Genomic DNA, 24,563 nt, shown 5'->3' with positions numbered 1-24,563 from the left:
CTCAGAGTGCATCCCCGAGCTGATCGGCGACCGTGTTCACATCCTTGTCGCCACGCCCTGAGCAGTTCAACACAACTTCAGTGCCATCCGGCAGGGTTGGACAGAGGGTCTCCAGCCAGGCGAATGCATGCGCTGTCTCGAGGGCGGGAATGATTCCCTCCAGTCGGCTCACAAGCTGCAGCGCCTGGAGCGCTTCAGCATCGGTGACGGCGCCGTACTCGGCCCTGCCGATCTCACGCAGATAGCTGTGTTCAGGACCGACACCGGGATAGTCGAGCCCGGCGCTGATCGAATGAGCTTCCTGAACCTGTCCGTCCTGGTCCTGTAGCAACAGGCTCATGGCACCGTGAAGCACGCCGACCCTGCCTTCGGTCATCGTGGCGGCATGACGACCTGTGGCGACGCCATCACCGGCGGCCTCAACTCCGATCAGACGCACATCGCTGCACTCCACAAAGGGGTGAAACAGACCCATGGCGTTGGACCCCCCACCAACGCAGGCCATGAGCACGTCCGGCAAACGACCAAAGGCCTGCTGGCACTGTTCCCTGGCCTCCTCTCCGATCACTGCGTGGAAATCTCGAACCAGCATCGGATAGGGGTGGGGACCTGCCACGGACCCGAGGATGTAGTGGGTGGTCTCCACATTCGTGACCCAGTCACGGATGGCCTCACTGGTGGCGTCCTTGAGCGTGGCAGTGCCGGCGGTCACAGGCTGAACGCTGGCACCAAGAAGACGCATGCGGAACACATTCAGAGCCTGACGGCGCATGTCTTCAGCACCCATGTACACCACACATTCCAGGCCGAAGCGGGCGCAGACCGTGGCGGTCGCAACTCCGTGCTGACCAGCTCCTGTTTCGGCAATGATCCGCTTTTTGCCCATTCGCAGGGCCAGCAGCGCCTGCCCGAGCGCGTTGTTGATTTTGTGGGCGCCGGTGTGGTTGAGGTCCTCACGCTTCAACCAGATCCTGGGTCCGCCGTCACTGCGGCGATAGTGCGCGGTGAGGCGCTCAGCCTCGTAAAGAGGCGTGGCCCTGCCCACATAGTTGCGCAGCAGGCGGTTGAGCTCTGAGGTGAAAGCAGGGTCGTTCCAGGCCTCAGCCGCGGCAGTCTCGAGCTCAGCCAGGGCAGGCATCAGAGTCTCGGGCACGTACTGACCACCGAAACGGCCGAAACGCCCCGAGGAGGCAGGCCTGGAGCTGACGGCCAGATCCTGAGCGGTGGGCTTGGGTGGCAGGGTGCTGGTCAAGGTGCAACTGACCGCGCGCGCGGCCTTTGAAGCGTTGGCTCAGCGTAAGCAGGCAATCACGCGATGCCGTGGATCACAGGCACTGATTTGAAGATTCCGGAACCCTGCCTCCCGCAGGGCCGCAGCCATGTCGAGGCTGAAGTACTGCTCGATGTAGGGCTCGGTGCTTTTGAGCAATGTGGCCACGGCCGCCGGAAGCCGCTGAAGCACGGAGGAGGCTGGATCCTGATCCACCATCACCAGAGCGCCTCCTGGCCGTAACAATCGAGCAGCCTCCCCCAGCACGGCATGGGTGGCGTCCTGCGGCAGCTCATGGCAGACGAACTGGAGACTGATCAGATCAAAGGAGGCATCCGCCAGACCCGTGTTCTCCGCCGCTGCATGCAACCAGCCATCCACGAGTCCCTCCCGATCACGCACACGGGCCACCGCAAGCATGTCGGGAGAAAGATCCAGGCCCTGAATCCTTGGTGGCGGCTCCCGGCGCTGCTTCGCCCGCTCAGATAACCAGCGGGCGAGATGCAGCGTGCTCACTCCCACGGAACAGCCAAGATCGAGCACCTGAGCAATGGATCCGTTCAGCACGGGCGCAACAGCGCGGTGGATCTCATCCCTCAGACGGGACTGGGCCACAGACGGTGCGAGCGCCTCCTCCGGCCAGATGCGAAGGGCCATTGCATCGGTGGCCTGCTCCGCTTCAGCAGCGGCCTGCCAGCAGAGATTGCCCTGTTCGTAGGCGTGGAAACGAGCCACGTAGTAGTCGGGCGGCACAAGGCCGGGAGTGATGGTGCTCGATAACAACGGTGCTGGAGCCTTCTGCAGTTCCCGGCGACGGAGTCTCCAGGGAATGCCTTTGCGTTCCGCGGTTCGGATAATCAGCTGACGTGCCTGAAAGAACAGCGGGCGCCTCAGCAGAGCGACACCGATCAAACGCTCGATCCAGCGACCAAGGCCCTGGCTTGAGTCAGCCCATCGAGGCGTGGACGCGGAGTCGGTCATCACGGGAACGGCAGGATGGGGTCGGATGCGCGGAAGCGATGCCGAAAGGCGGTTGGCAGGAATTCAGCAACACAGACAGTCTGCAGCGGCCGAGCGGTCCCGCAAAGCAACCGACCGCAAAATCCCAGCAGATCGTTCGCGTGCAGCCGACCCGAGGAGGGAAGGGCGGCAAGACAGTGACGGTGATCCGGGGTCTGGAGCTCGACCCAAACGAACTCAAAGCACTTCTGAAGAAACTCAAGACAAGGATCGGCAGCGGTGGCACAGCAAAAGACGGTCTGATCGAACTTCAGGGCGATCAGGTGGAGCTCGCACTGGAACTGCTCACGAAGGAGGGATACCGACCCAGGCGCGCTGGTGGCTGAGGACGATTGAAGCTGAGGGAGAATGGCGGCCCAAGAAAGCTGAATCCTCATGTCCGCTTCGTCCAGCTACAGCAAGCTCACCGACAAGGGTGCCTCCACCAACATCGCCTGGCACCAGGCATCGGTTGACCGAGCCGCCCGGGCTGAACGACGGGGACATCGCAGTGCCATTCTCTGGTTCACAGGCCTGAGCGGCGCCGGCAAGAGCACTCTTGCCAATGCGGTCAATCAGGCCCTCTTCAAGAGAGGAGTTGCCACCTACGTGCTCGACGGCGACAACGTTCGCCATGGTCTCTGCAAAGACCTGGGATTTTCCGATGCCGACCGGGAGGAAAACATCCGCCGAATCGGTGAGGTCTCCAAGCTTTTTCTTGATTCCGGCACGATCGTGTTGACGGCATTCGTGTCACCGTTCCGTGCTGATCGCGACAAAGCGCGCTCGCTGGTGAGCGAGGGTGACTTCATCGAGATTTTCTGTGCCGCGGATCTGAACGTTTGCGAACAGCGCGACACCAAGGGGCTGTACGCGAAGGCACGCGCAGGAGAAATCAATGAATTCACAGGAATCTCGAGCCCTTATGAAGCACCAGACACTCCGGAACTCTCCGTGGACACCGGCTCGGCAGACCTGGAGAACTGCGTGGATCAGGTGGTGAACGAACTGGTTTCCCGGAACATCATTCCTGCCCAGCACTGACCTCGCTGACGACCTCACTAAAAACCGCGTGGATGCCCTGACGCTCAGCCCAGGCATCCACGAACGTCTTGAGGCAGCTGGCGACAGGTACCGCCAGCAGCAGACCCAGCAGATCTCCCAGTCCATAGAGGTCTCCGGCCTTCGCTCCCAGTGGCAGGGCAATCAGCAGCCAGGCCGGCTGAAGCCCAACGATGCTTCCCATCAGACGCGGCTGAATGACCTGATCGACGATCTGACCGACCACGATCGCAGCCAACAGAGTCTCGAGCCCTGTACTGGGATCCTGAAAAGCGAGCAACCCGCTCACGGCCACGATTGTCAAAGCACTGGCATAGGGGATCAGCGTTGTGAAACCGATCAGCACGGCAAACAGCACGCCGTAGGGGATTTTCAGAAGGGTGAAGACCACGATCTGACCCAGCGCCAGGATCAGAGCCAGCAGCACTTGCCCGCCGAAGTAACCACGGAAGGTACGAACCAGGGTGCTGGTTACCAACTGCCGCCACTCATCCGGCAGCCAGCGAGCCAGACCCATCGTGATCGACTCGCCTCCGATCAGGAAGAACACCGCCAGCACCAGCACAATCACCGTGTTGATCGTGGTGCCGAGGGTGGCCCCGAGAATGCTGAGCAAGCTCTGGCTGAGCTGACTGGCCACGGTGCTTGCGCGCGACAGCAGATCACTGCTGAGGTCTCCGAATTCAGTGGGCAGACCACGGATTGAGGCCCATTCCTGAACACGATTGATCCATTCCTGTGCTGTCAACAGCAGTCCTGGCAGTGCGTTGATCAGCTGGCCTAGCTGCTCGATCAGCAGCGGCACAAGGGTCAACGCAGCAAAAAACAGGACCCCGATCGTGGCGAGAGTGACCAGGACAATCGCCACCCAGCGGCGGAGGCCTCGAGCAGTGAGCCAGCGGCAGGGAATGTCCAGCAGGAACGCGATCAATGCCGCAGTGAGAAACAAGCCCGGAAAGGGAGCCAGCGGGAGAAGCAGCTGACGGATCACAAAAAGATTGAGGGTCAGCAACGGCAGCACCAATCCCCAGCGAAGCCAGGCTGGCGATTGGATCATGGATTGAAGAAGATGCGGATCAAAGGGAGCTCAGCTTGCACACGGCACTCACCTCATGGCACCAAAAATGCCGGCTGGCCGCAACAGCGAACGCCGTCAATGGCTGTAGATCAAGGCATTCGCTCAAGGTAGTCACGACTGCCCAGAGCCTTCAGGCGGGCGTCCTTATCAATGACCGCGTCATGCAGCTGCTGGCGGTAGGCCTCCAGTCGTTCCGCCAGCTCACCACCCTCCACAGCGAGAATCTGTGCAGCCAGCAAACCTGCATTCAGACCTCCACCGATCGCCACCGTGGCCACGGGAATACCACCGGGCATCTGCACGATCGAATGCAATGAGTCGACACCTGAGAGTGCTTTGCTCTGCACCGGCACCCCAATCACTGGCAAGGTGGTGAGCGCCGCCACCATTCCGGGCAAATGGGCTGCACCGCCGGCACCGGCCACAATCACTGCCAGCCCACGCTGGCGGGCCTGCTGCGCGAAGCTGACCATCTCCAAGGGGGTGCGGTGAGCTGAGAGCACCCGTACCTCCACCGCCACCCCCAGCTGTTCCAGCACCGCCACAGCGGGATGGAGACTGGGAAGGTCGGAATCGCTGCCCATGATGACGGCAACCCTGGGCGCGGAACCTGGATCAACGGGGGGGGATGGCAACTCGGCCACAGGCAAGAACCGGAAGGACAGCGAGACTGCCATCGTCCCGCACCGGCCTGAGCCGGCCCAACCGCATGCGTCGGATCACCGATGTGCGTCTGCCCCGGCGCCCCGGAAGCCGCGACCCCGAGGGTCTGTCCTGGCTCAGCGTGGATGATCACGATCTGATCAAAGCCGCTGGCCCCATGCCGATCGGCGGAGCGATGGCCGGGGAAAGCTGGCATGGAGACAGACTCAGTCGTCGGGGGGTCGATCTGCAGATCAACGGTGGGCTTGGCCTGGCCTTCACGGAACTGTCGGAACAGGATCTGCCAAGGCTGCTTCAGTTGCTGGAACTGCTTTGGCGAGATGGAGTCGAGGCGATCGCTCCGACCCTGGTCACCTGTGCAGTGGGGCCTTTACGCCAATCCCTGGCCGTGCTCCGGCAGGCCCGCGACCTGCATCAAGTCGGCCGTTGTCAGCTGCTGGGAGCTCACCTGGAGGGGCCGTTCCTGGCAGAAGAACGGCGTGGGGCACACCCGCTGGAGCACATCGCTGCTCCCAGCGTCGCAGCCCTCAATCAAAGGATCACTGGATTTGAAACCGATATCAGCCTGATCACCCTGGCGCCGGAGCAACCTGGGGCTCAGGAGTTGATCAGCCAGCTGAAGGGGCTCGGCATCCATGTGGCACTGGGTCACAGCACCGCAAACGCCGATCAGGCAGCCCTCGCTTTCAGCCAGGGGGTCGACATGATCACACACGCCTTCAATGCCATGCCTGGACTGCACCACCGCGCTCCCGGGCCATTGGGTGAAGCATGCCGACGCGGCGACATCGCCCTTGGGCTGATTGCCGACGGAGTGCATGTGCATCCCACCACCGCTGTGTTGCTTCAGAGAATGGCGGGGGATCAACTGGTGCTTGTCAGTGATGCCCTGGCGCCTTACGGGCTGGCTGACGGGGAACATCGCTGGGACGAGCGAGTGCTTCTGGTGAACAACGGCACCTGTCGACTGGAGGACGGCACCCTGGCCGGGGTGACCCTCCCACTGCTTGAAGGCTCCTGCCGTCTGGCTCGCTGGAGCGGTGATGCAGATGGTGCGATCTGGGCCGCGACCATGGCGCCCAGAGACATGCTGGGAGAGAACCTTCACCATCAGGTTCTGATCGGAGAAGTGCTGAGCGACCTGCTGCGCTGGCAATGGAGTGAATCAGAACATCAGCTGACCTGGCGGGAGGCTGCTTAAGATTCCGCCGCTGCAAGTGAATTGATGGCCCCCGAGCAACTGCTGAATGACAAGCAGGCCGAGAAACTGGAGGTGAAGGGCTATTTCGAAACCACGGGCTTCGATCGCTGGAACCGCATTTACAGCGAGAGCAATGACGTCAACAAGGTGCAGCGCAATATCAGGGTCGGGCACCAGAAAACCGTTGATGAGGTGCTGGCCTGGATCGAGGAAAGCGGCGAGTGCAACACCGTGAGTTTCTGCGATGCCGGTTGCGGCGTTGGCAGCCTCAGCATCCCTCTGGCAGCCATGGGAGCCGGTTCCATCAATGCCAGCGACATCTCTGAAGCGATGGCCGAGGAAGCTGAGCGTCGGGCGCGTGATGCGGGCCTCGACATGTCCAAGCTGCATTTCGCAGCAAGCGATCTGGAGAGTCTCAGCGGCTCGTTCCACACCGTTTGCTGCCTGGATGTGTTCATTCATTACCCCCAGGAGGCAGCGGAAGAGATGGTTCGACACCTCTGTTCACTCACCGAACAGCGCTTGATCGTGAGCTTCGCGCCCTACACGCCACTCCTGGCAGCACTCAAGAGCATCGGACAGTTGTTCCCGGGGCCAAGCAAAACCACCCGCGCTTACACCCTCAAAGAGAAAGGAATTGTGGAGGCTGCGGAAGCCAGCGGCTTCAAAACCGTGCGACGCAGCCTGAACAAAGCGCCTTTCTACTTCTCCAGGCTGATCGAATTTCACAAGGTCTGAACAGCAACAGGACGAACCCCCATCAGAGCGAAGCAAAGCGGTCATCACAGGAGCAGAAAGCTGCTGGGGGCTCACAACTGAGATGCAGGTCATCAAGCTGCAGGCGCCAGGCATGCAGGCGATAGCCCCCCTCTCCTGGAGTGGCCTGGTCACTGATGCGCTGATCATTCAGATAGAGCGGATCACCCAGCAGGGGAGACCCCAGTTGCGCCAGATGAATACGGATCTGATGAGGTCGTCCCGTTGTGATGGCCACCTGAAGGCGATCACCCTGGGGGCAGCGCTCCAGCAAAGTCAGCTCACTATGGGCTTTCAGTCGTCGCCGGACCAACCCGTTCGATGGGGGCGCCGGTCCCCATACCCAACCCAGCAAGGGATGGGGCCTCTCGACCACATCCGTTGTCACGTCAATAGACATCCCGAAATCAAGGCCGGCGACACGCTGAGACCAGGCCTGATAAAGCTTGCGGGTTCCTGAAGCTGGCTGAAACTTTCGCGAGAGTGCAGCCCTGGTTTGGGATTGACGTGCACAGACCTGCAAACCAAAAGTGAAGCGACCCAGCCGATGAACAGGTTTGGGAACCAGCGGCTCACCGAGCTCGCGACAGCGCTGATCCAGAAGTGCCGAGAGCGTGTGCTGAAGGAAACCACCACCAGGCATCACCGGCAGACCGGATGGTTTGTTGATCACCAGCAGATCCCCATCGTCATGCACCACCGACCATTGATCGGGGATGGCTGGCTCGATCCATGGAGGACGAAACCAGAGCAGTTCTGAACGCCCAGGGAGGGGCAGATCCTCGAGCTGTGGCTTTCCGTTGAGTCTGATTTCACCGGCTTCGATACGACTGAGCCAAACGTCCTTGGAGGAGTGGCTGTAACGGTCAGCCATCAGTTCACTGATCAGCGTGCCGTGGTGATCGGGACGGGTGATGTCCCTGTAGATCCATCCCTGGTTGAGTGCGGCTGGACGCCAGCCCCCGGGCAGCGGTGAAGCCTGTCGGGAGCTCACTCCACCAGGCGATGCTGCAAGGCGTAACGCACCAGCTCCGTTCGACTGGAGGTGCCGGTTTTGATGAACAGCCTGCTCACGTATTTCTCCACGTTGCGGATTGATGTCTCCAGCTGGCGGGCGATTTCCTTGTTCATCAACCCTTCCGCCACCAATTGCAGCACGCTGGATTCCCTGGGTGTGAAATTGTGCCGGACAGGGTCGCTGGAGGGCAGCGCCTCAGCCTGGGCAAGGAGCGAGCGAATCTCAGTGATCTGTTTCGCCATCTGTCCCATGTCGGCATCCGCGAAACGTGCTGCTTCCTGCAACAGCCTCTGCTGACGCTGGGCCACGTTGCTCACCCGAGCCACCAGCTCATCGGGGTCAAATGGTTTGGGGATGTAATCGTCCACACCCGCCAGATAACCCTGGGTACGGTCCGCCGTCATGCCCTTGGCGGTGAGAAAAATCACCGGAGTACCGCCCAGGCGCTCGTCAGCTCTGAGTTTGTTGAGAAGGCCGTAGCCATCAAGCCTGGGCATCATGACATCGCTGATCACCACATCCGGCAGCATCTGCTGAGCCTTGGCGAAACCATCTTCACCGTCCACGGCCGTGGTGACATCGAACCCCTCATCCTCGAGATAGGCCTGCACGGCTGAACGAAGACCCGGTTCATCGTCCACCAGCAAGAGGCGAGTCGTTGGCTGTTCCGACTGGGTTGGCTGCTCAGGCTGAGAAGCCTGTTCGGGCTGGGAGGGCTGTTCCGGCTGGGAGGTTGTCAAGGCCTGACCTCATCTGGCCGGAATCTAGGGGCGTCAGGGCGTTGGTAACCGCAGCACTTCCTGGGATTCGATCAACTCGGTGGAATAACCAAGCTCTCTGGCCTCCTCCGAGAGACCTGCTGGATCCTGACCCGCGAAATCGGGATGACAGGCCGCCCACCACACCAGATGGTCTTCACGCGTGGAGGCGCGCATGGCTCCCCCTGGATTGAGCTTGCGCACATAGATGGATTCGGTGTCCCGAGTGACACGCAGAGGCTCCTCGCGACTGCAGTTCACCGATTCGCTGGGAATCACAAGATTGTCGGCGTATTCCTGCCAGAGCTTGAACCTGCGCGTCTCAGGGTCGGAAGGGTCTCCCGAGACAGCAAAAATCCCAAGCGTGTACTCCTCTGCACCCTCGCTCTGATCCAGCACCACCAGGTCAACCGGACGCATGGCCTTCATCTGCTCTAGCAGCTGCTCACGGTTGATGGCCTCAGCGAGAGCGGGCTGAAAAGCTGCTGACGCCATCAGACCAACACTGAAGATCCAACGGATGGAATACATCGCGACAATCTGAGAATCACACCATGCTGCCCCCACTCACCCATTTGGACTCAGTGAAGTTGTGATCTACCTCGATCACCAGGCCACCACACCCTGTCATCCCTCGGTGATCGAGGCGATGGAGCCCTGGTGGCGGAAACAGTGGGGCAATCCGTCGAGCCGGCAACATCGGCTTGGGCTGACGGCAGCAGCGGCAATCAGCTCAGCCAGGGAGCGCCTTGCAGGGAGCCTGGGGATCAGGGCCGAAGAACTGATCTTCACCAGTGGTGCCACCGAAGCCAACAACCTGGCGCTTCTGGGCCACGCCAGAGCTCGGGCACTCACCGACGGTGCACCAGGCCATCTGATCAGTGTTGCCAGCGAGCATCATGCGGTGCTTGACCCTCTGCTGCAGCTGAAGGAGGAAGGGTTTCGGATCACGCTGTTGCCCCCGCAAGGGAACGGACTGATCGAGGTGGAGCAGCTTGAAGAAGCCATTCAGCCCGACACACAGCTGCTGAGCGTGATGGTGGCCAACAACGAAATCGGCGTGATCCAGCCGATTCCGGAACTGAGTGCCGTCTGCGACAGCCGAGGTATCACCATGCACACTGATGCCGCTCAGGCTTACGGGCACCTTCCCCTGCATGCCGAAGAGCTGGGCTGTGCACTGATCAGCCTCAGCGCTCACAAATTCAATGGTCCGAAAGGCATCGGTGCACTGGTTGTCAGAGCTGGAACGCAGCTGCAACCTCTCCAATGGGGCGGCGGACAGGAACAGGGACTGCGTGCGGGCACCTTGCCGGTGCCGCTGATCATGGGCATGGCTGCTGCAGCCGAGCTGTCGATGAACGACCTGGAGGAACGTCAGGTTCGCCTCCAGACCTTGAGAGATCAACTGTGGCAAGGGCTCAAAGACCGTAATCCGACGATCACACTCAATGGCGCGCTGCAACCCCGACTGGCCCATAACCTCAACATCACTGTTCCAGCCATCTCAGGCAGTCGCCTGCAGCGGGCATTACGACCACAACTCGCCTGCAGCAGCGGTTCTGCCTGCAGTCGTGGCGAACCATCCCACGTTCTTCAATCCATTGGCCGAAACCGTTTTGAAGCCGAAAGTTCATTGCGACTGAGCCTTGGACGCGACACGACAACCACGGACATTGACGGTGCCATCGAAGTGATCACAAACGCAATTCAGACATCGACCAAGCGCTGAAAACGAAAACGAAGTAACACAACCACTGGGAAAAAGAGTGCGAGAAGCTACTTTCCGCGCAAGCACCAGAGTGATTCATGACTGATACACCGGCCAAGCAGCGGCTGCACGTGCTTCAAGCCATTGAAGACGGATGGAATGCCTTCGCAAAGGCTCCCTGGAGTTTCCTTCTGTTTCAAGCACTTGTTGCTGTGATCGCTCTGCCTTTCGCAGCACTTGCAGCGGCGTGCTCGGCCCGAATCGCATCTGTTCCCGGCATCCCCGAAATCCATCCAGTCGGGGCAGGGATGCTCCTTGTCGTGGGCCTCGTTGGCTACATCATTGTCATGCTCTGGGGTGTCGTGGGAATCATCCGAGGTGCCTGGCAGTGCCTGGAAGGAGTCAAACCCGATTTCAAGACTTTCATTCGCTGGGATGGCGAAGCAACAGGTCGCTTGTTCATCAGAGGAATTGAATTCCTTGTGCTCTTGGCTGTTATCAGCCTGATCTGCTCCCTTGTTGGATTTGGGCTTGTACAGATCAACCAGGCCCTGGCCATTATCCCGGTGGTTGTTGCTCTTGTTTTCTTCATTTATCTCTCCATCAATCAGAAGTTTCTTCCCTTCATTGCACTGCTTCAAACCAATGGCTCCTTCGAAGCCATTCAGAAAGGGCGCACCATTGTTGATCCTTCATGGTGGACAGTGCTCTGGTTTTTCATCGTTGAAGCGATCATCAATGCGATCGCCGCAGCCTTCCAGTACGGAGGATTGTTTGTCGTGGTGCCCGTCCTGATCTGTATCTCGACAGCGGCCTATCGCCAGCTGTTCGGGAGCGAAGACCAGACAGGTCTGATCAGCGAACACTGAGGAACAGGAAACCGGCAATACCGAGCAGAGCCATCAAAAACTGTGCAAGCCTGCTGATCAGCAGACCTGCCACAACCGCCAATCCCACCACCGCCCCCTGGCGCAACGCAGCAGGCCATCCCAGATTCCGGGGTGGCCTTGTTGCAAACCAAACTTCAACCAGCGTCGCCCCCAGCCAAGGTCCGAACAAAGCGCCAAGCAGCGGCCCACCAAAGGGAAGTGCCGGCAGCAGGCCCAGCACTCCAACAAGCAAACCCAAGCCGGCGCCCGCCGCAGACCAGCGACTGGCCTCCAGACGAGCCGACGCCAGGCCCAGAGCCAGCAGATCAGCAAGCAGACCCAGCCCGAACAAGACCAGGGCCAACACAAGCTCAGGCCATGCCTGATCCCATCCAACAGCTCCAAGCCAGATGACAGCACCCACGGGCAACCAGATCAGACCTGGAAGAAGCGGCAACAGAGTGCCTGGAACCGCCAGGAGCTGAACCAGCAGAGCAATCCACCAGAACCCATCGGAAATCCCGGCCCAGCTCATGATTCAGGCCTCGCTCCAGCAGAGCGACGTCGGGCGATTCTCATCCTGGCGCTGCGACTGCGCGGATTGTTCTGCTGTTCAGCATCGTCAGCTTTGAAGGGCTTTCGCGTAACGCGCTGGAGGCGCTCGTCGCTGAGGAAGGCGGTTTTCACACGCCGGTCCTCCAGCGAATGAAAACTGATGATCACCAGCAGGCCATCGGGCTGGAGCCAGTCAGGAGCTTGTTGCAACAGGCGATCCAGAACCGAAAGCTCATCATTGACCGCAATCCGAAGCGCCTGAAAAGTGCGCGTGGCGGGATGAATGCGACCACGACGGGCTTTGGGTGGGTAACAACCTGCCACTGCATAGGCCAGCTCCGCTGTGCCGGCATAGGCGCCGTTGGCGGCCAGATCAGTTTTGATCCTTCGCGCAATACGCCGTGACAAGCGCTCCTCCCCATAGGCATAGATGAGATCCGCCAGTGCCGACTCTTCGAGCCGCGCGATCAGTTCCGCTGCCGTTTCCCCTCCCCCGGTTCGATTCATGCGCATGTCGAGAGGTCCATCCAACCGGAAGCTGAATCCCCGCTGCGCCACATCCAGCTGAGGGCTGCTCACCCCAAGATCGGCCACGACCAGAGCGACCGGATGGGGAGGGGCGTAATCGGCGAAGTTGGTCGCCACGATTGTGACGCGATTCCCCTGATGCCTGAGCCGCTCGGCTGCTGCCAGACGAGCGGTTTCATCATGGTCGAGACCCGTCAGACTCAGTTGCGGATAGCGATCGAGCAGCAGAGAGCTGTGTCCACCGCCACCCAGAGTGGCATCAATGAAGTGGCCACATTTGAGCTGATCACAGAGCTCCGAATCCAGAGTTCGCAACAACGGTTCGGCCAGAACCGGCACATGCAAGAAGTTCTGGGGGTGGCTGAATGGCAGATCGGGCATGGGTCCTTCCTAAGATCCCGAAATCAATGCTCTGCCACGGCCCCATGACGCAGATGGAAACGCGCACGGAGCCGATGGTGGTGAACTTCGGCCCCCATCACCCATCCATGCATGGGGTGCTGCGCTTGGTGGTGACTCTCGATGGAGAGGATGTGGTCGATTGCGAACCTGTGATTGGTTACCTCCATCGCGGCATGGAGAAAATCGCCGAAAACCGAACGAACGTCATGTTCGTGCCCTACGTGAGCCGCATGGATTACGCCGCGGGCATGTTCTACGAAGCGATTGTTGTCAATGCTCCTGAAAGGCTGGCGAATATTCCTGTTCCCAAGCGCGCCAGTTACATCCGCGTGTTGATGCTTGAGCTCAACCGCATCGCCAATCATCTGCTCTGGCTGGGCCCCTTCCTTGCTGATGTCGGTGCCCAGACTCCGTTTTTCTACATCTTCCGTGAAAGGGAGATGATTTATGACCTGTGGGAGGCAGCCACCGGCCAGCGCCTGATCAACAACAATTATTTCCGAATAGGAGGTGTGGCAGCCGATCTACCCTGGGGGTGGCTTGAAAAATGTCGCGACTTCTGTGACTGGTTTGGTCCCAAGATTGATGAATACGAAAAGCTGATCACCAATAATCCAATTTTCCGCAAGCGTATTGAAGGTCTTGGAGTGATCGGCAAGGAAGAAGCCATCAACTGGAGTCTTTCCGGCCCAATGTTGAGAGCATCCGGGGTGCCGTGGGACCTTCGCAAAGTCGATCATTACGAGTGCTATGACGATTTCGACTGGGATGTGATCTGGGAGAAAGAGGGCGACTGCTTCGCTCGCTACAGAGTTCGTGTCGAGGAAATGCGCCAGTCTCTGAAGATTCTCCGCCAGGCCTGCGACATGATTCCTGGTGGACCTACTGAAAACCTGGAGGCCAAACGCATGGCCGAGGGCAAAGACAGCGACTTCGCCGGCTTTGATTATCAGTACGTGGCCAAGAAGGTGGCACCCACATTCAAGATCCCCAACGGAGAGCTTTACACCCGACTGGAATCTGGAAAAGGCGAGATCGGAGTGTTCATTCAGGGGAACAACGATGTGACGCCCTGGCGCTTCAAGATTCGTGCTGCAGACAGCAACAATCTTCAGATCCTTCCTCACATCCTCAAGGGACACAAGGTTGCAGACATCATGGCGATCCTCGGCTCGATCGACGTGATCATGGGATCCGTTGATCGCTGATCAGAGCAGCTGGCAAGCGACGAGCGTGACTCTTTGGCTGAACCTATCCCCGGTTTCGCTGTCGGCACGATGATCGCCTGATGACGAAGCTTCCATGGCTCAACCTCACCAGAACCGTGCGTTTCGGAGACACGGATGCTGCGGGAGTCATGCATTTCCACCAGCTGTTGCGCTGGTGCCATGAAGCTTGGGAAGAGAGCCTGGAGCTTTACGGCATTGAAGCCAAAGCGGTGTTTCCTGGCTGTCGCGGTCAGGAGCGCTGGCCGGACACATCTCTCCCGGTGGTGCATTGCAGCGCAAGCTTCAAAAAAGCGGTCCACGGGGGAGACCGACTGGTCGTGACTCTGACTCCACAACAAATTGACCAGGGATGTTTTGAGGTTCGCAGTCAATTTCTGCTGAAGAACCAGAACGTTGCCGCTGGCGTGATCAGACATGTGGCGATTCATACAGAAACGCATCAACGCTGCCCATTACCGGACGCAATCTCACTCTGGATTGAAGCCGCACAGATCGGACAGGTCAGAGAACTCTGAACCGGCAACTAACTCAACCCGCTTTGCGCAGCGAGGCGACAGCCGCGCAATCCGACAAAAGATCATTACGCACAATTGTGACGCCAGCAAGTTCAAGAATCCTCACCACATCAACCATCTGCCACGCAGCCAGCCATCAAAGAACACAAAAAAAATATGCTGCAAAGCTAATTTATGGGTCATTTTCTTACGCCGATGGATTTAAGGGTTCTGATCGTTGCATTACCCATTCTTCTTGCTCTCGGCTGGGCTGCTTTCAATATCGGCAGAGCCGCGATTGGACAACTTGAGGTTGCGATCAGACAGTACAAAACCAATCAAACATCCTGAACAGGTCCTGTCCTTCTTGTTTGATCAAACCATTCATCACCTCATTGAAAGCTGAAGTACTCCGACAGCACTTGAAAGTCTCATTTTTAACAGAAACACTGAGCTTTTTGATTCGGAAGTGATACAAGCCAACCACGATGTTCGACACCTCTGCGGCATTTTCAGCACCTTCAGACGCTGAAACAACCTTTGACACTTCGGCAGCATTCACTGCGCCCTCTCATAGCGTCACGTCACCTTCCGGCCTGGAACCCTGCCTGGGTGGTGAACTGAGAATGCAGGCCATTTGGGTCGACGAAGAGGTCTGTGTCGGATGTCGATATTGTGCCCATGTGGCAACAAACACCTTCCTGATGGACCAGAACACAGGAAAGTGCAGAGCAATACGCCAAGACGGCGATTCGACAATGGTGATCAATGAAGCCATCGACACCTGCCCAGTGGACTGCATTCACTGGATAAGCTTTGAGGAATTGATTGAAAAAAAGAAGGAAGAAATGGAGAAAACCGCTTATTGAGCGATTCAGCCAACTACAAAAATACTGGTAAAAACTTTCACGATTCCAACAACAATCAAACCTGAAAGAATGACGAACGATGGGATGATGTAGCGGAATGCCTTGTCAGAAGGCCGTTCATACAAAACCTTCTCGGCAAACGACTTCGTCGGACCGAAATTCAAGTGATCATCAATCGACATCATCATGTCGTTTGACGTCAGTTTTTCCTGCCAATCGTAGGAGTAACGGGGGAACTCTTGATAAACAGGCGCCTCGCCAACAGCTCGACCAGGCAAAACCCTGGACATCTCAAGTGGCACAGAGTCATATCCGAATCTCTGCATGTACTCCTCGCTGTTGAGGACAAGGTCAACGAAGGCCTCAAATCCCTTCTCAGCGATAACGATGGAATAAGTTAATTTTTCAGTGTTGTCTCTGACTTTACGTCCTAAAGCTCTACCGATGACCTGCTCAACAAGGCGATAATTGCTGTTGCAGGCAACATAACCCCGCAAAAAGCGATCTGAAAGTAAAAGTCCTCGGATAAAATCTCTAACAGTGATCGAACCATTTCTAAGTTGCGACTCGAGATAGCGATCTCTATCGCTACTCATTGCATGAAAATAAATCTGACGATAACACCGATTAATAACATCTCCAGCATTATCAACGACATCCCCTTCAATGGAGGGGGAAGCAATCGTGCTTACACGAATATTTTGAGAGGTCGGTCGAAAGGGCCGAAGGGGAACTGGCAACGAAACAACCCAGCAAAACTCAGGAAATTACCCTAAGAGTTTGTCGTTATATCAGGGAGACAAACCGCAAACTAATTCACAATTCAGGCGTCGATCCAGAGCACTGGAATTAATTTGATACGCGCATTCGTGGCAAAGAGAACGTGCCGCTTTTGCGATTTTTGTGCTGGTCCCATACGCAGAGAGAGGGACCAAGGCATCAGCGCATTTTGAAGACCGGGGTCTCAGTCCAGATCTGGGTCATTGCCACCACAGACTCAAATCACTTGACAGCCCAACCTGCAAATCACGCGAATGGCAAGCCACGTCAAACCAGATCAGGAATGTGGCCGTTTCCAGTGGATGAGATGAAACAGATCTGACTCAAGAGTGATATTCACAACGCATTGATTGAACATACAAATGCATCACTGAGCCATGCATTCAGCAGTATTGAGTAGATGACTGAGCTGATTGTTGAGCTGCCAACCACTTCTGCCAACGCAACCGGTCCCACTTCCCTGCAGAGGTGCATTCCAGTTCCTGACAATGAATCCAAGACAGAGGGCGTTCCGGTGCTGGCCAGTCGGACACCAACCGGCGCAAGCGGTCGAGACCGTCCGACGGCAATTCAACGGACGTCCAACGAACAAGTGCAACCAGTCGTTCTCCCCATTCACGATTTTGCAAACCAAGCAACAGCACCGCATCTAGCGGTAGCCCTTGCCTGCGGGCCTCTGTGAGCAGCCTCTGCTCCAACTGCGAAGGAAACACCGTGACCCCACCTGAATGGATGGCGTCATCGATGCGTCCCAGAAGATGCAGCTGGGGATCAGCCGGCGAACCCTCAAGTTCCGCCAGATCAGCTGAATGCCACCATCCATTGACATCCGACAGCGCACAGAGGCCTCCAGTGCCATCAAGCCTGGCCACAGCCAGCCGGTCGCAGTGCACCGCCAGAGCTCCCTGATGATTCAGTCGCAGACGCACACCATCAAGAGGTCGACCACAACCACCCGTCCCCGCCAGAAAATCAAGCGGAGCCTGGGCTGTCACCATCGCGGCTGTCTCGGTCGCGCCGTAACAGGGGGCAAGCCTGATGCCCAGGTCACGGGATTGATCGGCCAGATCGGTTGGCAAGGCTGCACCACCAACCCAGATCACGGCCATCTCACCCAACCAGGAGCGACCACAGGGATCAGCCAGCAGTCGCCGCAGCTGGGTGGGCACCAGCGACAGCACCATCTGACGCTGGTGCCAGTGTGGGTGGCGACGGCTGTGTTGAAGGAGCAGCGCAGGCTGTTTGATCAGAGCGGGCTGGATCCAGGCATGGTCTGCACCCCACTGACGGGCACGCCACCAGGGCATCAGGCCACTCACATGCTGAAAAGGCAGCGGGTTCCAGACCAGTGTTGAGGCGGGCTTCAGGCCGATCGCCTCAAGCCATGAAGCAGAGGCCTCGGCAGAACGGTCCAGATTCGACAAGGGATGCAGACAGAGCTGGCGAGCGCCGCTGCTGCCACCTGTTGACAGCACCAGCCCGGATCCAGGAGGCCAGTGCTGGCCATCTGGATCCATGTCTTGCCGCTCCGGCTGAACGCCGGAAGGGAGCAGACGCACCCAACTGCCATCGGCAAGATTCGCCTCGAGAGCCGCAGCTGCCTGATCAGGCTGAGCAGGATCGCAGTGGAGAACCCTCAAGCTGCCCATCAACCCCCAAGCTCAGCGGCAACCCACACCTGCTCAGGATCAGAGCTGAACAAGCGACCTTGAGGGCACCAACCGGGAGCGAGGCCAGGAGCCGCCGGAGTGGGGCCTCGTTGCTGAAGCCCTGCCATCAACGCCAACCAGCGAAAACCGATACCGGTTTCGAAAACGGTGCTGAACATCAGCCGCGGCCGACCTTCCTGCAATTGATGCAAAAGGAGTCTCGGATCTCCCTCCAGCAGCGGTCGCCGCACCTGCCATCCCCTCCACTGCTCCCGCAGAGCCGGTTGCTTGAGCAGCGACTCATCCAAGGCGACAGGCACACGCTGCCCCAGATCCTCAAGACCTTGCAGATCGTCGACTGCCAGCGGCTGCTCCAGCCAGTCCAAACGGGGATCACCCGCAAGGACTCCAGCCCATCGATCCGCCTCAGTCCGATCCCAGCCGGCATTGGCATCCAGACGCAGACGAGCCTCGGGCGGCAGCCGGTCCAGAAGACAGGACAACAATGACCATTCCTGATCGAAGTCCGCCGCTGCCACCTTCCACTTCACTGTGATGGGCTCACCCACCGGATGAGTCGCCAGCAGTTGGTCCAACATCGGCAGCATGGAAGGACCAGCTGGCAGCAAGCATGCCGAGCTCGGGGCAGGAAGCCAGGCCTGAACATCACCATCCAGCTCCGCCAGCGAAGCACCGAGCCCAAAGCCGACTTCAGCAGGCAGCGTCGGCAGCAGAGCTTCAAGCTGATCTCGATGGAACTCCACTTCTCCAGGGTTCTCCCATCGCGTTATGACCCGTGCACAGGCTGGTCGGTGTTGTGGATCAAGCGGAGCCACCTCCCCCCAGCCCACCCGACCGGAGATTGAACAGCTCAGACGCAACAGCCAGCCCTCACGCCTTTGCCAGACACCTGAAGCAGTCTGCAGCGGACGTGTCAGGGAAAAGGCATAGGAGCGGATCGCCAGTTGCAGCGTCATCGACTCAACCAGGCAGCAGAACAGGTGAGCCGAACCACGGACCCAGGCCCAGACCGATACTCAGTCCGAGGCCATTCAGCGCCTGGAATCGCAGAGCGAGAAATTTGCTGCCGGTGATGCGTTCAGGCTCGTGATGATGCGCGCGAAGCAAGCGGATCAAAGAGGAGGCCGCAGGCAGCCCCAAGGCTCCCAGAAGAGCGCTGAGTGGCCAGTCGCCATGCAGCACAGGCGCCCATTCCAGAGCGAGGGTGCCTGCAACGAACCACGGCACCAGGGACGCTGCCCGCGCACTGCCCAGGCGCACAACGGGAGATCGCTTGCCGTGCTCCGCATCCTGTTCGACCTGATGAAAATGCGAACAGAACAACACCAGCGTTGTCGCAAGAGCGGGACCGGAGCCGAGCAAAAGAGCCGCTTGCCAGGGCACGACATCCGTTGGAGGGGCGATGACCAACAACGCAGCTGCAGTGGCGAAAGGACCAAATGCGAGCCAACACAAGGGTTCACCCAACCCCTGGTATCCCAGACGAAAGGGAGGTCCCTGGTAGAGATACCCCAGACCACAGCTCACCAGCACCAGCAGCAGCACAGCAAGACTGCTTCTGAGCGCAATCCACAGGATCAGCATCAGGCCCATCAGCAAGGCAAGCGTGGCCAGCTGCTGAACAGGGCGTGGCCGACCGACCAACGTCACGACCGAATGGGGCTTGCCCTGATCATCGACGCCGGTCTCGGCATCAAAGAGGTCGTTGCTGAGGTTCTCCCAGATCAGCAGCAGCACCGCTGCCAGCAGAAAAACGAAGCCCTGGAGCCAGCGCACGGGGGAGCCTGAACCCAGGCGCCATCCAGCCGCAAGCAGGACTGGCATGACCGCAACGGAATACATCGGCCATTTGATCGCTGCCTTCCAGAGACGCCGGCGATCATCGCCGCGGGAGTGAAGGGTTGCAACAGCCTGTTGATCTGGCATGGACTGGACTCGTGGAGACCTCTTCAGGACTCATACATTTGAGCAGTAACTCTCCGTCCTGCCGTCAAGATGTCGGCCGCGCCCCCAAACAGTTCAACTGAACCGCGCTTCAGTGACCTGCTGGAACGTGCCATGCGCGTGTGGGATCAGCGCAAGGCGGACGACGGTGTTTTTGGCCTGGCAGTACCACTGCGGGGCCTTGATCCACTGCTGCAGCTCGCTGATCTCGAGGATGCCGACCCGTTCCGTTTCCTCTGGGATGGAGCACCAGGTCTTTGCCTTGCCGCCGCCGGCCGCTGCCATCACCTGGAGCTGTCAGGTCCCCGTCGATTCGAACTGGCTCAGCGTTTCAGTGACATCACGCTCGGACGCATCCTGGAGGGCACGCCTGAAGCACCGGCCCAGGCACGCTCACGCATCCTGCTGGCTTTCTCCTTCTTCGAGCAGAGCGGAGAACTCCAGCCCCAGGGCAGCATGCCCTCGGTTCAGGCCGTCCTGCCTCGCTGGCAACTCAGTCGTCATGGACGGCACGGCTGGCTGCGTCTGCACGGCATCGCCCAGGAGGCGAGTGATGTGCGCTCACTCGTTGAGTCGCTCTGGCTGATGGCCGAGAAACTGCAGTCCTGGAGGAGCTGGCCAGGCCAGACCTCAGGCAATCTGAGCGGCAGGATCACACCCGGCGACTGGGAACGGCGCTACACCTCGGCGCTTCAGCGCGGCCTGGAACTGGTGAATGGTGGTGAGCTGCACAAGCTGGTTCTGGCAGTGCGCCACTCGGTGAGCCTCACCTCACCTCTGGACCCTTTGTTGCTGTTGAAACGTCTGCGCCACCAGCAGGCAGGCAGCTGCCGGTTCCTCTGGCAGCGCAACCGGCAGGACAGCTTCTTCGGCGCCTCGCCCGAGCGCCTGCTCAGCTTGCGCAACGGCCAGCTGCGTTGCGATGCGCTCGCCGGGACAGCCGGTCGCAACGACCACGCCACCTCGCTGCTCAACTCCGACAAAGACCGGCGTGAGCATGAACTGGTGGTGCAGGCAATCACCGAACATCTCAGCGCGCAGGGGCTCAAGCCACGACGGCCGCGCAGTCCTCAGCTTGCCAGACACGGCCAACTGATCCATCTTCATACCCCTATCACCACGCCGGCTCCTGGCCAGTCGCCTCTTGCTCTGGCTGGCGTGCTTCATCCCACTCCTGCGGTGGCAGGCCTGCCCAGACGTGAAGCGATGAGCTGGTTGCGCAGCCTGGAGCCATTCGATCGCGATGGCTATGCCGCACCCATCGGCTGGATCGACAGTGCAGGAGATGCGGAACTGCGTGTCGCCATCCGCTGCGGGCATGCCCGAGGCGCGCAGCTCGATCTGACTGCAGGCGCCGGGCTGGTGCGCGGTTCGGTGGCCGAACGTGAGCTCCAGGAAGTGGGGCTCAAGCTCACCGTCCTCGCCGATCAGCTGGATCTGGTGTCAGGGGGTCGCTGAGGAGCGCATTCGCCACTCCAGGGAAGACTGCTCGAGAGATGACCCGAAGGGCTCAGCTCGACCACCGACATGCTGACTGAGGAATGCTTCGACCAGCGCATACATCGCCAGAGCATTGCTGGGATTCGCCAGACCGTGACCTTCATCGGGAAAAACAACGAAGTCAATCGGCAGCTGTCGCTCCGCCATCGCCGCTGCAATGGTTTCGCTTTCCGTCAGCTTGACGCGAGGATCGTTGGCACCGTGGCCCAGCAGCAGCGGACGCTCAATCCGATCAACGTGCTGGATCGGGGAAATGGCATCAAGATCAACTTTGCCCACACCGATCATGCGCTCAAGAATCGTTCTGCCCGACTCCCAGTAAGGCGGGATTGACTCCAGGAGCGTGCGCAGATTGGAAGGGCCAACCTCAGCGATGGCCGCAGCGAAGAGATCAGGATCGCGGGTGAGGCCGGCGAGCGCCGCATAGCCGCCATAGGACGCGCCCATGATCACCAGACGATCAGGATCGGCAATGCGCTCATCCACTGCCCAGCGCACGGCATCGACCAGGTCGTCCTGCATGCGTGCGTACCACTCGCCCTCCCCGGCGAGAAGATGGTCCTTGCCGAGCCCGGTCGATCCCCTGTAATTGACACTCAGGACGTGATAACCGCGATTCGCCAGCAGCTGATGAATCGGATTGAATCCCCAGTAATCCCTGGCCTGTGGACCTCCGTGAACCAGTAACACCAGTGGTTGCGGTCCTGTGCGGGCGCTGATCGGGGTTCTGGTCAGATAGGCGGGCAGTCGACGTCCATCCCTGGCCTTGAGATCAAGGCTTTCCATGGGCACAAGGTCGTAGGCATCCAGCCGCGGCTGCACTGAAAACAGCTTGCGAATCTCATCCAGCTCGCGGTCCCAGAGCCAGTACTGGGGTCCCTGTTGATCGGAGCCGATGGCGATCAACCAACGACGGTTGTCGAGATCACGATCGACAACACTGAACTCGTTGGAGCCGGCCAGTTGCTCAAGCCTGTCGATGTCCGCTTGAACGGACGCGTCCAGCACCACTCTGCGGGAACGGAGATCAACCTCCTTGAGCACCAGCGGAACACCGGTGTCGAGATCACTGAGATCCACAGCGAAAGCACCGGCTGACGACCGATGCAACACCTCTGGAGTGCAGTCGGTGCCGCAGGACTCGAGCTGCTCACGACTCCAGCGCACCAGCCTGGGGAGGTCTTCACCTGTACTGAGCTGTCCGTAGAGCCAGCGACCGTCACGCGTGAACCCACTGGGCCCGGAATCGCTGATGGTGTCCTCAAAGCCAAGCTGAAGGAACTGCCGCCAGCTGGTGTCACCCGGCAGCCGCAGCTCGAAGCTGCTGCCACCATCGGGAAGGATGTTGGAACGCAGAACAGGGTGCCAAGCACCATCTAGCCAATCGACATTGACCTGACTGCCGTCATCGGTGGAGCGGTAGAGCAAGCTTCTGTCTCCGCTGTCCACGTTGATCACATAGAGATCGTGATAACGAGGATCACGGTCGTTGAGTCCCACCACGAGCTCGGAAGGTGCCTCTCGATCCACCCCGACCAGGAATGCCTTCACCTTGTTCTCAGGCGTCAAATCCCGCTTCTCGCCTGTGGCGGGGTCAATTCTGACCAAAACAGTGTTCTCATCACCATCGCCATCCCTGGACGAGATCAGATAGCGACCGTCGGCCGTCCAGAAGGCTGATCTCTGGGGACGGTCTCGCTGATCGGTGATCACGCGAGCTGGAGCATCTCCATCCAGATCCTGAACCCAGAGATTGAGTACGCCCTGATCAGGAGCCAGATAGGAGATCCGACGGCCATCGGGACTGAGTGAAACGCCGATGATTTCCGGATTGCCGAACAGCACCTGTCGTGGAATGAGCGGAGGTGAAGCACCGACCTCGGCCGAACGGCCCTCGCCGGTCAAACCTCCCATCAGACCAACCAGAACAGCGGCCCCCCAGCGCAAACCCCTTCTCAACAAAATCCGGATCGCTATTCAGACCGCAATTGTGATCGATCAGAGCAGGTCATGGAGACGCGCGATCACCCGATCTGCCAGGGGCTGATTCATCAGTCGTTCCACTTCGCGGATGCCTGTTGGACTTGTGACGTTGATCTCGCTGAGCATGCCGCCGATCACATCAATGCCGACAAAAAACAAACCTTCGGCCCTCAGTGCAGGAGCAAGGGCCGCGCAGATCTGGCGTTCCCGCTCACTGAGATCAGTTGCTTCAGCCTGACCGCCAACCGCCAGATTGCTGCGAAATTCTCCAGCGGCCGGCCGTCGATTGATAGCCCCCAGCGGCTCTCCATCCACCAACAGGATGCGCTTGTCACCCTCGCTCACGGAAGGAAGAAAGCACTGAGCCATCACAGGCAGTCGTTCCTGCTCTGTGACCAGCTCCAGCAGAGCCTTGAGGCCGGGTGCCTGGGAAGACACACGAATCACTCCTAGCCCTGCACGTCCTCCCAGAGGTTTGAGCACAATGTCGCAGTGCGCTTGAGCGAAGGACTTGAGCTCACTGACTCTCCCGGAGACAAGAGTGGGTGCCATCCAACGACTGAAACGCAGAGCACCGAGCTTCTCGTTCCAGGTGCGCAGAGAATCCGGACGGTTCAGGACACGAACACCCGCTCGCTCTGCCACATCAAGCAGATGTGTGGCGTATAGATAGGCCTCGTCAACCGGAGGGTCCTTGCGCATCCAGATCACCTGGAAGGTGTTCAGCGGCAGCCGTTCTCGCTCGCCGGCGGTGATCCAGGGGTCAGGCTGAACCGGCATGGCCATCGCCAGAGGTTCGTCACCGAGCGCGATGAGATCAGCAGGTGTGCAAGCCCAGACCTCCAGCGCAGAGCGCGAGGCGGCCTGCATCAGTGCAGCGGTGGAATCCTTGGCGGGATTGATCCGATCCAGCGGATCCAGCACGAACAGGTGACGCATGATCAGCGATCGGGGCAGGGAACTCAGGAGAGCAGCGCGTCAAGCTCGCCGGCCCGCTCAAGAGCGTGCAGATCGTCGCATCCACCGATGTGTCGATCGTCGATGAAGATCTGAGGAACGCTGCGACGGCCATCGCCTCGGGCTGCCATGGCGTCGCGGGCAGGTTCATCACCATCAACGGCAAACTCGGAGTAGGAGACGCCCTTGCGATCCAGGAGCTGCTTGGCTCTGATGCAGAAGGGGCAGGTGCGCCAGGTGTAGATCTCGACGCTCGGCATGGAGCCC

Annotated in this window: 27 protein-coding genes; 11 read left to right on the top strand and 16 right to left on the bottom strand. The window is 59.3% G+C overall.

Annotation, left to right across the window (positions count from 1 at the left end):
- Position 1: 1 nt before the first annotated feature.
- Both trpB and SIB83_RS08750 read right to left on the bottom strand, forming a co-directional pair.
- Positions 2-1,252 carry a tryptophan synthase subunit beta gene (trpB, locus tag SIB83_RS08755; RefSeq protein ID WP_413405105.1) on the bottom strand — a complete coding sequence of 417 codons (1,251 nt, stop codon included), beginning with the start codon at positions 1,250-1,252 and terminating at the stop codon, positions 2-4.
- A gap of 39 nt (positions 1,253-1,291) precedes the next feature.
- Positions 1,292-2,251 (bottom strand): class I SAM-dependent methyltransferase, encoded by a 960-nt coding sequence (locus tag SIB83_RS08750; RefSeq protein ID WP_413745589.1) that lies wholly within the window; start codon positions 2,249-2,251, stop codon positions 1,292-1,294.
- A 38-nt stretch (positions 2,252-2,289) separates the two neighbouring features.
- Here SIB83_RS08750 and SIB83_RS08745 point away from each other — a divergent pair, with 38 nt between their 5' ends.
- Positions 2,290-2,616: a translation initiation factor gene (locus SIB83_RS08745; protein WP_413745588.1), complete on the top strand. Its 327-nt coding sequence runs from the start codon at positions 2,290-2,292 to the stop codon at positions 2,614-2,616.
- 49 nt (positions 2,617-2,665) lie between these two features.
- Positions 2,666-3,313 (top strand): adenylyl-sulfate kinase, encoded by a 648-nt coding sequence (gene cysC / locus SIB83_RS08740; protein ID WP_413745587.1) that lies wholly within the window; start codon positions 2,666-2,668, stop codon positions 3,311-3,313.
- Here the strand turns inward: cysC and SIB83_RS08735 are convergent.
- Positions 3,294-4,388 (bottom strand): AI-2E family transporter, encoded by a 1,095-nt coding sequence (locus SIB83_RS08735; RefSeq protein WP_413745586.1) that lies wholly within the window; start codon positions 4,386-4,388, stop codon positions 3,294-3,296. The genes cysC and SIB83_RS08735 overlap by 20 nt on opposite strands.
- Before the next feature lie 110 nt (positions 4,389-4,498).
- Positions 4,499-4,993 carry a 5-(carboxyamino)imidazole ribonucleotide mutase gene (gene purE / locus SIB83_RS08730; protein ID WP_413747339.1) on the bottom strand — a complete coding sequence of 165 codons (495 nt, stop codon included), beginning with the start codon at positions 4,991-4,993 and terminating at the stop codon, positions 4,499-4,501.
- Between the two features lie 125 nt (positions 4,994-5,118).
- On the opposite strand from purE, the gene SIB83_RS08725 reads away from it, so the two are divergent.
- Entirely contained in the window at positions 5,119-6,273 is a 1,155-nt protein-coding gene (locus tag SIB83_RS08725) for an N-acetylglucosamine-6-phosphate deacetylase (protein ID WP_413405093.1), read from the top strand.
- Between the two features lie 24 nt (positions 6,274-6,297).
- Positions 6,298-7,011 carry a magnesium protoporphyrin IX methyltransferase gene (bchM, locus tag SIB83_RS08720; RefSeq protein ID WP_413745585.1) on the top strand — a complete coding sequence of 238 codons (714 nt, stop codon included), beginning with the start codon at positions 6,298-6,300 and terminating at the stop codon, positions 7,009-7,011.
- A gap of 22 nt (positions 7,012-7,033) precedes the next feature.
- Here the strand turns inward: bchM and SIB83_RS08715 are convergent, their stop codons facing one another.
- From SIB83_RS08715 to SIB83_RS08705, 3 genes are all read right to left on the bottom strand, one after another.
- On the bottom strand, positions 7,034-8,023 hold the full coding sequence (locus SIB83_RS08715; RefSeq protein WP_413745584.1) for a pseudouridine synthase family protein: 990 nt from the start codon (positions 8,021-8,023) through the stop codon (positions 7,034-7,036).
- On the bottom strand, positions 8,020-8,694 hold the full coding sequence (locus SIB83_RS08710) for a response regulator transcription factor (RefSeq protein WP_413406252.1): 675 nt from the start codon (positions 8,692-8,694) through the stop codon (positions 8,020-8,022). The genes SIB83_RS08715 and SIB83_RS08710 overlap by 4 nt, the downstream gene beginning before the upstream one ends.
- 126 nt (positions 8,695-8,820) lie before the next feature.
- Positions 8,821-9,336, bottom strand: coding sequence for a hypothetical protein (locus SIB83_RS08705; RefSeq protein ID WP_413405086.1), 516 nt, complete (start codon positions 9,334-9,336; stop codon positions 8,821-8,823).
- Positions 9,337-9,454: 118 nt separating this feature from the next.
- On the opposite strand from SIB83_RS08705, the gene SIB83_RS08700 reads away from it, so the two are divergent.
- Both SIB83_RS08700 and SIB83_RS08695 read left to right on the top strand, forming a co-directional pair.
- A complete protein-coding gene (locus SIB83_RS08700; protein WP_413406250.1) occupies positions 9,455-10,537 on the top strand; it encodes a cysteine desulfurase family protein in 1,083 nt (360 codons plus the stop codon).
- Between the two features lie 77 nt (positions 10,538-10,614).
- Positions 10,615-11,385 carry a hypothetical protein gene (locus SIB83_RS08695; RefSeq protein ID WP_413745583.1) on the top strand — a complete coding sequence of 257 codons (771 nt, stop codon included), beginning with the start codon at positions 10,615-10,617 and terminating at the stop codon, positions 11,383-11,385.
- Here the strand turns inward: SIB83_RS08695 and SIB83_RS08690 are convergent.
- Both SIB83_RS08690 and rsmH read right to left on the bottom strand, forming a co-directional pair.
- Positions 11,372-11,920, bottom strand: coding sequence for a DUF456 family protein (locus SIB83_RS08690; protein WP_413405081.1), 549 nt, complete (start codon positions 11,918-11,920; stop codon positions 11,372-11,374). The genes SIB83_RS08695 and SIB83_RS08690 overlap by 14 nt on opposite strands.
- Positions 11,917-12,849 (bottom strand): 16S rRNA (cytosine(1402)-N(4))-methyltransferase RsmH, encoded by a 933-nt coding sequence (rsmH, locus tag SIB83_RS08685; protein ID WP_413745582.1) that lies wholly within the window; start codon positions 12,847-12,849, stop codon positions 11,917-11,919. The genes SIB83_RS08690 and rsmH overlap by 4 nt, the downstream gene beginning before the upstream one ends.
- Before the next feature lie 44 nt (positions 12,850-12,893).
- Between rsmH and SIB83_RS08680 the strand changes: the two genes are divergently transcribed.
- The 4 genes from SIB83_RS08680 to SIB83_RS08665 all read left to right on the top strand — a co-directional run bounded on the left by SIB83_RS08680 (position 12,894) and on the right by SIB83_RS08665 (position 15,462).
- The gene (locus tag SIB83_RS08680) at positions 12,894-14,078 is read left to right on the top strand and encodes an NAD(P)H-quinone oxidoreductase subunit H (protein WP_413405077.1); all 1,185 of its coding nucleotides are present in this window, start codon (positions 12,894-12,896) and stop codon (positions 14,076-14,078) included.
- Between the two features lie 80 nt (positions 14,079-14,158).
- Positions 14,159-14,614 (top strand): acyl-CoA thioesterase, encoded by a 456-nt coding sequence (locus SIB83_RS08675; RefSeq protein WP_413405074.1) that lies wholly within the window; start codon positions 14,159-14,161, stop codon positions 14,612-14,614.
- A gap of 195 nt (positions 14,615-14,809) precedes the next feature.
- Positions 14,810-14,944 carry a photosystem II protein Y gene (locus SIB83_RS08670; protein ID WP_413406248.1) on the top strand — a complete coding sequence of 45 codons (135 nt, stop codon included), beginning with the start codon at positions 14,810-14,812 and terminating at the stop codon, positions 14,942-14,944.
- Between the two features lie 137 nt (positions 14,945-15,081).
- Positions 15,082-15,462 (top strand): ferredoxin, encoded by a 381-nt coding sequence (locus SIB83_RS08665; RefSeq protein ID WP_413405072.1) that lies wholly within the window; start codon positions 15,082-15,084, stop codon positions 15,460-15,462.
- A 5-nt stretch (positions 15,463-15,467) separates the two neighbouring features.
- Here SIB83_RS08665 and SIB83_RS08660 read toward each other — a convergent pair whose 3' ends face one another.
- From SIB83_RS08660 to menA, 4 genes are all read right to left on the bottom strand, one after another.
- Entirely contained in the window at positions 15,468-16,202 is a 735-nt protein-coding gene (locus SIB83_RS08660) for a phycobilisome rod-core linker polypeptide (protein WP_413405070.1), read from the bottom strand.
- 423 nt (positions 16,203-16,625) lie between these two features.
- Positions 16,626-17,891 (bottom strand): AMP-binding protein, encoded by a 1,266-nt coding sequence (locus SIB83_RS08655; RefSeq protein WP_413405068.1) that lies wholly within the window; start codon positions 17,889-17,891, stop codon positions 16,626-16,628.
- Entirely contained in the window at positions 17,891-18,868 is a 978-nt protein-coding gene (locus tag SIB83_RS08650) for an o-succinylbenzoate synthase (protein ID WP_413745581.1), read from the bottom strand. Before SIB83_RS08650 ends, SIB83_RS08655 begins: the two co-directional genes overlap by 1 nt.
- Positions 18,869-18,872: 4 nt before the next feature.
- The gene (gene menA, locus SIB83_RS08645) at positions 18,873-19,838 is read right to left on the bottom strand and encodes a 2-carboxy-1,4-naphthoquinone phytyltransferase (protein ID WP_413745580.1); all 966 of its coding nucleotides are present in this window, start codon (positions 19,836-19,838) and stop codon (positions 18,873-18,875) included.
- Between the two features lie 69 nt (positions 19,839-19,907).
- On the opposite strand from menA, the gene SIB83_RS08640 reads away from it, so the two are divergent.
- The gene (locus tag SIB83_RS08640; protein ID WP_413745579.1) at positions 19,908-21,314 is read left to right on the top strand and encodes an isochorismate synthase; all 1,407 of its coding nucleotides are present in this window, start codon (positions 19,908-19,910) and stop codon (positions 21,312-21,314) included.
- Here the strand turns inward: SIB83_RS08640 and SIB83_RS08635 are convergent.
- From SIB83_RS08635 to grxC, 3 genes are read right to left on the bottom strand one after another with little or no spacing between them, the layout of a single operon-like run.
- Positions 21,300-23,315 (bottom strand): S9 family peptidase, encoded by a 2,016-nt coding sequence (locus SIB83_RS08635; protein WP_413745578.1) that lies wholly within the window; start codon positions 23,313-23,315, stop codon positions 21,300-21,302. The two genes, SIB83_RS08640 and SIB83_RS08635, sit on opposite strands and share 15 nt — an antisense overlap.
- A gap of 39 nt (positions 23,316-23,354) precedes the next feature.
- Positions 23,355-24,278: a glutathione synthase gene (gshB, locus tag SIB83_RS08630; RefSeq protein ID WP_413745577.1), complete on the bottom strand. Its 924-nt coding sequence runs from the start codon at positions 24,276-24,278 to the stop codon at positions 23,355-23,357.
- A gap of 23 nt (positions 24,279-24,301) precedes the next feature.
- On the bottom strand, positions 24,302-24,556 hold the full coding sequence (grxC, locus tag SIB83_RS08625; protein WP_413405057.1) for a glutaredoxin 3: 255 nt from the start codon (positions 24,554-24,556) through the stop codon (positions 24,302-24,304).
- Positions 24,557-24,563 lie beyond the last annotated feature (7 nt).

The sequence above is a fragment of the Synechococcus sp. MIT S9507 genome, from assembly GCF_047304715.1.
Taxonomy (GTDB): domain Bacteria; phylum Cyanobacteriota; class Cyanobacteriia; order PCC-6307; family Cyanobiaceae; genus Synechococcus_C.
The sequence above is the reverse complement of the archived record's forward strand: the minus strand, read 5'-3'. Positions and strand labels throughout refer to the sequence as shown.

Coding starts and splice junctions, on each gene's coding strand:
- SIB83_RS08750 (WP_413745589.1), bottom strand. CDS start 2,251: ATGACCGACTCCGCGTCCACGCCTCGATGGGCTGACTCAAGCCAGGGC.
- SIB83_RS08745 (WP_413745588.1), top strand. CDS start 2,290: ATGCCGAAAGGCGGTTGGCAGGAATTCAGCAACACAGACAGTCTGCAG.
- cysC (WP_413745587.1), top strand. CDS start 2,666: ATGTCCGCTTCGTCCAGCTACAGCAAGCTCACCGACAAGGGTGCCTCC.
- SIB83_RS08735 (WP_413745586.1), bottom strand. CDS start 4,388: ATGATCCAATCGCCAGCCTGGCTTCGCTGGGGATTGGTGCTGCCGTTG.
- purE (WP_413747339.1), bottom strand. CDS start 4,993: ATGGGCAGCGATTCCGACCTTCCCAGTCTCCATCCCGCTGTGGCGGTG.
- SIB83_RS08725 (WP_413405093.1), top strand. CDS start 5,119: ATGCGTCGGATCACCGATGTGCGTCTGCCCCGGCGCCCCGGAAGCCGC.
- bchM (WP_413745585.1), top strand. CDS start 6,298: ATGGCCCCCGAGCAACTGCTGAATGACAAGCAGGCCGAGAAACTGGAG.
- SIB83_RS08705 (WP_413405086.1), bottom strand. CDS start 9,336: ATGTATTCCATCCGTTGGATCTTCAGTGTTGGTCTGATGGCGTCAGCA.
- SIB83_RS08700 (WP_413406250.1), top strand. CDS start 9,455: ATGGAGCCCTGGTGGCGGAAACAGTGGGGCAATCCGTCGAGCCGGCAA.
- SIB83_RS08695 (WP_413745583.1), top strand. CDS start 10,615: ATGACTGATACACCGGCCAAGCAGCGGCTGCACGTGCTTCAAGCCATT.
- SIB83_RS08690 (WP_413405081.1), bottom strand. CDS start 11,920: ATGAGCTGGGCCGGGATTTCCGATGGGTTCTGGTGGATTGCTCTGCTG.
- rsmH (WP_413745582.1), bottom strand. CDS start 12,849: ATGCCCGATCTGCCATTCAGCCACCCCCAGAACTTCTTGCATGTGCCG.
- SIB83_RS08680 (WP_413405077.1), top strand. CDS start 12,894: ATGACGCAGATGGAAACGCGCACGGAGCCGATGGTGGTGAACTTCGGC.
- SIB83_RS08675 (WP_413405074.1), top strand. CDS start 14,159: ATGACGAAGCTTCCATGGCTCAACCTCACCAGAACCGTGCGTTTCGGA.
- SIB83_RS08670 (WP_413406248.1), top strand. CDS start 14,810: ATGGATTTAAGGGTTCTGATCGTTGCATTACCCATTCTTCTTGCTCTC.
- SIB83_RS08665 (WP_413405072.1), top strand. CDS start 15,082: ATGTTCGACACCTCTGCGGCATTTTCAGCACCTTCAGACGCTGAAACA.
- SIB83_RS08655 (WP_413405068.1), bottom strand. CDS start 17,891: ATGGGCAGCTTGAGGGTTCTCCACTGCGATCCTGCTCAGCCTGATCAG.
- SIB83_RS08650 (WP_413745581.1), bottom strand. CDS start 18,868: ATGACGCTGCAACTGGCGATCCGCTCCTATGCCTTTTCCCTGACACGT.
- menA (WP_413745580.1), bottom strand. CDS start 19,838: ATGCCAGATCAACAGGCTGTTGCAACCCTTCACTCCCGCGGCGATGAT.
- SIB83_RS08640 (WP_413745579.1), top strand. CDS start 19,908: ATGTCGGCCGCGCCCCCAAACAGTTCAACTGAACCGCGCTTCAGTGAC.
- gshB (WP_413745577.1), bottom strand. CDS start 24,278: ATGCGTCACCTGTTCGTGCTGGATCCGCTGGATCGGATCAATCCCGCC.
- grxC (WP_413405057.1), bottom strand. CDS start 24,556: ATGCCGAGCGTCGAGATCTACACCTGGCGCACCTGCCCCTTCTGCATC.